5 protein-coding genes and 1 pseudogene are annotated in these 6,315 nt (G+C 69.2%); 4 read left to right on the forward strand and 2 right to left on the reverse strand.

From position 1 onward, the window contains the following. The first annotated feature begins 11 nt into the window (after nucleotides 1-11). Together tap and tpg are read left to right on the forward strand one after the other, a co-directional pair. Nucleotides 12-2,075, forward strand: a complete 2,064-nt coding sequence (gene tap, locus ACFVT1_RS40155) for a telomere-associated protein Tap (RefSeq protein ID WP_389805541.1) — start codon at nucleotides 12-14, stop codon at nucleotides 2,073-2,075. Nucleotides 2,076-2,079: 4 nt separating this feature from the next. Then, nucleotides 2,080-2,634 carry a telomere-protecting terminal protein Tpg gene (tpg, locus tag ACFVT1_RS40160; RefSeq protein WP_389805544.1) on the forward strand — a complete coding sequence of 185 codons (555 nt, stop codon included), beginning with the start codon at nucleotides 2,080-2,082 and terminating at the stop codon, nucleotides 2,632-2,634. A 199-nt stretch (nucleotides 2,635-2,833) separates the two neighbouring features. Here tpg and ACFVT1_RS40165 read toward each other — a convergent pair whose 3' ends face one another. Then, nucleotides 2,834-3,820, reverse strand: a complete 987-nt coding sequence (locus ACFVT1_RS40165) for an alpha/beta fold hydrolase (protein ID WP_389805546.1) — start codon at nucleotides 3,818-3,820, stop codon at nucleotides 2,834-2,836. Nucleotides 3,821-3,961: 141 nt separating this feature from the next. Here ACFVT1_RS40165 and ACFVT1_RS40170 point away from each other — a divergent pair, with 141 nt between their 5' ends. Continuing rightward, nucleotides 3,962-4,573 carry a helix-turn-helix domain-containing protein gene (locus tag ACFVT1_RS40170; protein ID WP_389805549.1) on the forward strand — a complete coding sequence of 204 codons (612 nt, stop codon included), beginning with the start codon at nucleotides 3,962-3,964 and terminating at the stop codon, nucleotides 4,571-4,573. A gap of 672 nt (nucleotides 4,574-5,245) precedes the next feature. After that, a pseudogene (locus tag ACFVT1_RS40175) lies at nucleotides 5,246-5,401 on the forward strand (transposase); the annotation flags it as partial. A gap of 136 nt (nucleotides 5,402-5,537) precedes the next feature. Here the strand turns inward: ACFVT1_RS40175 and ACFVT1_RS40180 are convergent. Further along, nucleotides 5,538-6,077: an SMI1/KNR4 family protein gene (locus ACFVT1_RS40180; RefSeq protein WP_389805551.1), complete on the reverse strand. Its 540-nt coding sequence runs from the start codon at nucleotides 6,075-6,077 to the stop codon at nucleotides 5,538-5,540. Nucleotides 6,078-6,315 lie beyond the last annotated feature (238 nt).

Genomic DNA, 6,315 nt, shown 5'->3' on the forward strand with positions numbered 1-6,315 from the left:
GGTAGACAGATATGGCATCCGAGGAAGAGCTGTTCGCGAACATCGACGCACTACTGGAGGAGGAGCCGCAGCTCCCGCCCCCGGCGGAGCGTGCCCGGCTCCGTGAGGCCGCTGGCATCACGCAGGCCCGTCTCGCTCAGGCCCTGAAGTCGACGACCCAGACGGTGAAGAACTGGGAGAACGGCCGGAGCGAGCCGAAGCCGCCGCGCCTGGAGGCGTACCAGCGACTGCTGAACGGATGGGCGGCGAAGTACCCCGCCCGCGGAGCTCCTGCCGCCCCGGCCCCGGTGGCCGCGCCGCAGCCCGCCTCGGCACAGGCCCCGGCCGCCGCTGCCGCGCCCGAGCGTCCCGCCCGCCCGGCGACGTCGTCGCGCCGCCCGGTAGCGAAGAAGGCGGCCAAGCCTGTCGTCGACCCGCGCTTCCCGCACGGCCCGCTTGCCGTGCTGGACGGCGACGGTTCCGCGTACGGCGTCGACGGCATCGTGCTCGACTGCCCGGCCACCACGGTGCCGGAGCTGGTGGAGTGGACCCTCAAGGAGTCCGGCCTCGGCGCCGCGAAGCTCAACCGGTACGGCAAGGACAGCGACCCGCTGATCGTGCTCACCGCCGCAGCCGCCGTGAGGCTCGGACTGCCCGAGCGCCTGGAGGGCCACGAGCAGCGCCGCTCCCTGCGCCTCCCGGAGGACCACCCGGTGGTCAAGCAGGTGGCGAAGGCGAAGTGGCAGCTCACGCAGCGCGGGTTCGGCCCGTGGGCCCGGGTCTACCGCAAGGCGCAGGGCCGCGAGCGGCAGTGCGTGCAACTCGCGATCCTGTCCTGGGACGCCCTCGACGAGCGGTCCTGGCCCGGCGTCTCCGAGATGGAGCCGGCCGACGTCGCCCGCGTCCTCGGGGTGTACGCCCAGCGGGTCATCACCCCGCGCGGCTCGACCGCCGTCTCCGGCCTGGAGCTGATGACGGCGCTGCGCCCGCCGACGAAGGCCGTGCAGGACCCGGCAACCGGGAATTGGGTGTCCGGGTACAACTCCGGCTCGCTGGGCACGGAGCCGATGGACCCGGCGCCGCCCGAGGCCACCCCGGAACACCCCGTCGTCGTGAACAGCGGCTGGGCCGGCGGGTTCCTCAATGAGGAGGCGTACCAGTGGGTGCGCTCGGTGGACTCGCTCAGCGATGAGGAGTGCACCCTGCCGTTCGCGGTCGGCCTGGACCTCAACACCGCGTTCCTGGCCGCTGCGGCCCGCCTGGTTGTCGGCCTGTCCGCCCCGGACCACTTCCACAATCCGAAGTTCAACCCGAAGATCCCGGGCTCCTGGCTGGTGGACCTCTCCCAGATCGAGCTGGACCCGCGCCTGCCCAGCCCGTTCACGCCGGACGGCACCCGCCCGACCGGTCCGGCCTGGTACCAGACGCACACCCTCGCCTACGCCCAGGAGCTCGGGCACGACGTGCACCCGATCGAGGCGTACCTGCGCCGCGATACCGGCGCGTACCTCGACCCGTGGCACGACCGGCTCAAGACCGCCTACGTCGACACCCTCGCCGATATGGGCGTCACCAAGGACCTCACCGACACCGAGTTCCTGGCCGCAATGGAGCAGCACAAGCAGAAGGACCCGGCCCTGGCCGCCGTCCTGTCCGCGATCAAGGCCACGGTCAAGGGCGGCGTCGGCAAGCTCCGTGAGCGCCCGCAGGGCAAGCACTACAAGGAGGGCGAGACGTGGCCGGCCCTCCAGCGGCCGACGTGGCGCCCCGACATCCGGGCCGCCGTGATCAGCAAGGCCCGGGTCAACATGCACCGCAAGCTCAACAGCATGGTCAAGATGACGGGCCTGTACCCGCTCGCCGTGCTGTCCGACTGCGTCGTCTACCCCTCGCCGGGGGAGAGTCCGCTGGACTTCCTGCCGTACGCGGCGTCCGGTAAGCCGCAGCCCGGCGGGTTCCGCCTCGGGCCCACGCCGGGCCTGGCGAAGCTGGAGGGCGTCCAGTCGATTCTGTGGGCGGTCGACCTGATGGAGAAGGGCCTGAACCCGGCCCGCCACATCAAGGGCGGCGACGCCGTCCTGGACGAAGGAGAGTAGGGCCGTGGGAGAGATCGAGGACGCCATCGAGCGGGCCGACCGGGAGGCGTTCACCCGGGAGCCGCCCAAGACCCTCCAGGGCCGCATCAACTACCTGCTCAGGCAGCTGAAGACGACGCGCGCCGTGGCTGCCGAGCTGGGCGTGACCCAGCGGTCGGTGGAGCGCTACCGCAAGGGCGAGCGGAAGCACCCACCCAAGGACATCGCCGCGAAGATCGACGCGGCAGTGCGGCAGCGCTGGCAACCCCAGGTCCGCAAACGCCGGCACAAGCAAGCCGCCACCACCGGGATCACTGTGGAGACGAGGGCCCGCTTCGGCTACACCGCACCGGTCGGCACGACCGACGACGGCCGGTTCCGCCGCCTCACCGTCCGCCTCCCCGCGATCTACGCGCAGCGCCTCTTCGACGCCCGCGACGCCGGAGCCAGCGACCAGCAGATGCGCGACATCATCGCCGAAGGATTCAAAGACGTGTATTTCCAAGACGGCGGAGGCCGCGCCATGGGAATCTCGGATGTGGCCATCAACGACATTGATTACCTCGACCTGGATTACTGACGACGGCTGCCGATTACCCGGGAGGGCACGTGTTGTGGTCGAGCGCTTCAGCTGGCGAGTGTGCGCGCGAGTTGGCGTCTGGAGCGGGCGGCGTCGACGGCTGGAAACGCTCAGTCACCAGGCAAGGTGGCTGACGTGTGGGAACGCCGTATCGCCTATGTGAGGGGGTGCCCGGGGCCGGGTGCTCGGCGTGTCTGGTTCAGCCCTGGAGGGCGGTGAGCCAGTCGGTCAGCAGGCGGTTGACCTCAGCGGGCCGTTCCTGCTGGATCCAGTGGCCGCAGCCTTCCAGCAGGTGGGAGGCGAACAGGGCGGGGAGGGTGGTGGGGTAGGCGTTGATGGCGTCGGCCATCCAGGTGGTGGAGGCGTCCAGGGTGCCGCCGATGAACAGGGATGGCTGCTTGATCGGGGCTCCGCGGTGGGGGGCGAGGTCTTCCCAGTCGCGGTCCATGTTGCGGTAGCGGTTGAGAGCGCCGGTCAGGCCGGTGCGCTCGAACTCCACGGCGTAGATGTCAAGGTCGTCCTCGCTCAACCAGGCGGGGGACTTGCCTGCGGGGAAGCGGTCGCGCAGCCGGCCGCCGTGGGTGACGAAGTGCGGGTCGGGCTCGCCCTGGGCGGGCATGGTGTCGGCGGACAGTGCCGCGTAGAAGCCGGCGAGCCAGCCCCGGACGTCGGGCTCGATCTCCGCCTCGGCGCGGCCGGGCTCCTGGAAGTAGGAGACGTAGAACTCCTGCTCAGGGCCGCCGATCTGACCGAAGATGCCGGTGGGGCGGGGACCGCCCGGCGGCGCGTAGGGGACGCTCAGCAGGCCGACCGCGCGGAAGACTTCGGGGTGGAGCAGGGCGGAGGAGGCAGCGATGTTGGATCCCCAGTCGTGGCCGATGACCACCGCGCTCTCCTCGCCGAGGGCGCGTACCGCGGCGACGTTGTCCTGCACCAGGTCGAGCATCCGGTAGGCGTCGGTCGCGGCGGGCTTGGAGGAGCGGCCGTAGCCGCGCACGTCGATCGCCACCGCCCGGTAGCCGGCGGCGGCGAGGGCCGGGAGCTGGCGGCGCCAGGAGTACCAGGACTCGGGGAAGCCGTGCACGAGCAGGACCAGCGGGCCGGTGCCCTGCTCGACGAGGTGCAGGCGCCCGGCCGGGGTCTCGATGGTGCGGTGGCGGAACTCGGCGGTCGGTTCGGGCTGCATGGGCTTCTCCTCGGTTCGCGGGCGGACGCGGTTACCTGTCGATCATGCGGCGCGGCGGCCTCCCGACGCGATCAGCGTTGCCATTCTGGCAAGATCGCAGCACAGGGCGGTTGAGCGGTGCGGCTGGAAGGAGCGGGAACGGTGGCAGGCGACGACCTGGACGGCACGCTGGCGGCGATGGGACCCAGACTGCGGGCCGCGCGCGAGCAGCACGGCGCTACGCTCGCCGGTATCAGCTGTGCGACCGGCATCTCGCCGAGCACGCTGTCGCGGATCGAGACCGGCCGGCGCAAGCCCACCCTGGAGGTCGTGTTGCAGTTGGCGAAGGAGTACGGCGTCTCCCTGGACGAGCTGGCCGGTACCGCTCCCGCCCCCGCGGTCGCGCGCCGCAGCACGGCGCTGCACAGCTTCGGGGACGACAAGGCGGTGCTGCTGCTCACCCGGTACGTCGGCGGCTTGCACGCCCACAAGCATGTGCTGTCCGCCGTCGAGGATTTGCCCGCGCGGCCCCGGCAGGTCTCCCACGAGGGCTACGAGTGGCTGTGCGTTCTGTACGGGCGACTGTGGCTCGCGCTCGGCAACAAGGATCTTGTCCTGGCCGCCGGGGACGTCGCCGAGTTCGATACCCGCACCCTGCACGGGGTGGCGAACGCTGGCCCCGGCGGGCCGGTCGAGTACCTGATCTTGTTCGGGCCGCAGGGCGAACGACTGCGGCCGCGGACCCCGCCGGTTCCCGGCCGCGGGGCCCGGTAGCCCGCAGCCCCCGTGACGATCCAGACCCGGTGCCGCTCAGCGTCGCGCAGCGGTCGCAGGTCTGAACGACCTTCAGTACTGCAGGACTGAGGCAGCGCGCACTGGTCGACGCCGGCGGAACACCAGCGGCCTGGGGCACCCTACGCGAGTCATCGTTCATCGCCGAACGAATTGCTCCGAAGGTGTCATGCATGATTCAAGAGCAGGCACCAGGTGGCATGCGATCCCATGCGCTGACGTCGGTTTTCTCGGGTTCTGGCTCACTTTCCGTTTGCGCCGTGAGGCGCTGTTGGTTCGAGTGGAGGTGAGAGACCTGCACCAACCCGCTGTCGCAGCAGTTGGGTTGAAGCTGAGGGCAGCCTGACCCGGGTGATGCCGGGGAGGGTGAGAGCGGCCCTGACAAAGCCGGGACGTGGCCAGTACTGCCAGTTGGGGCGGGTCCGGCAAGCGTGATGGAGAGGAGTACGCGAGGAATCGGCGTCTTACGTCTCTTAACGGGCCTCCGGCTCGAACCTGGTGGATCTGGGCCGGAAGCGGTGCGTGCTCGGGTCATCCTTTCGGGTGGTCTGAGTGGACGTTAAGTCCGATCTTCCTCGGTTCGTGATCGCTCGATCGTGTGACTGATTGCAGTACGGGGCTGGCGTTGGACATGGACATGCCGGGATTCGGGGCATGGGCAGAGAGTCGTATCCGAGCGACTTATCGGACGAGCAGTGGGCCTTGCTGGAGCCAATGATCACGGGCTGGAAGCAGGACCGAGTGGCACGGTCGGCGACCGGTGACCGGGGATCCTGTGACCTGCGGGAGGTCGTGAACGCGATCTTCTACTAGTGTTCTGAGTCGTGAATTCCGTGAAGATATGTAGGCTTGTTCTATGGCGCGGATGGGACGGCCGAAGGCTGAGTTGACGTTGTCGGACGAGGAACGGGCCGCACTTGAGGGGTGGGTTTCCCGACTCAGAACACTAGTAGGGCTGTTCGTTGGCCCACGGTCCGACCCAGGATTCGTCCCGCAGTTGCCGTGCTGCCATGAACTTGTGGGTGAGGTGCCCGTCGAGCCATGCCTGGATCCACTGAGGGAAGGTCAAGGCAAGTTTGTGGCGGTTGCCTTCCTCCCACCACCACATCTGGCCCTCGGGATGACGACAGTCGAGCAGCGCCCACATCGCGCAGCCGAAGTCGCAGAAGAACAGCACACCTGGTGGCGGGGCGGGCGGATCTTCCGGGTCCAGCTCGGCGTTCAGGTAGTCGAGATAGCCGCTGACCATGCCCATGTCCTCGCCGTGCAGGGGCGAGAAACCGAGGAACGGACCGACGCCGCCGTCAGCGATCTCCAGGTAAAGACGACGGACCAGCGGCGGTAGCCGGTAACCGGTAGTGCGCTCCGCATCCTCAACCGTGTCCAGCGAGGCGGGTTCGGGTGTCGTCAGAGTTGAGGTCAAGTCGGTGGGTTGTCCCGCCTTCACGCGAGCGCGGACGGCCTCGAACAGTTCGTCATCAGTCACTGAGTGATCTTCGTGCGTCCGTGGGGGAGCTGGCTAGGGCCTGCCCGGCGGGATCAGGCCGCATACGGGCGGCCGCCGTCACCTTCTGTGTGCAGATGGGCGTGCCAGGGCCCGCAACCGCGTCGTGACCCGCCGGACAGCCCCTAGTGTTCTGAGTCGTGAATTCTGTTTAGATAGCTGGCGAGGCGTTCGAGGATTTCGTCGGCGGACTTCGTCCAGACGTAGGGGTTCGGGTCGG

Origin of the sequence: Streptomyces sp. NPDC057963, assembly GCF_042887155.1 — a bacterium.
In the GTDB taxonomy this organism is placed as follows: domain Bacteria; phylum Actinomycetota; class Actinomycetes; order Streptomycetales; family Streptomycetaceae; genus Streptomyces.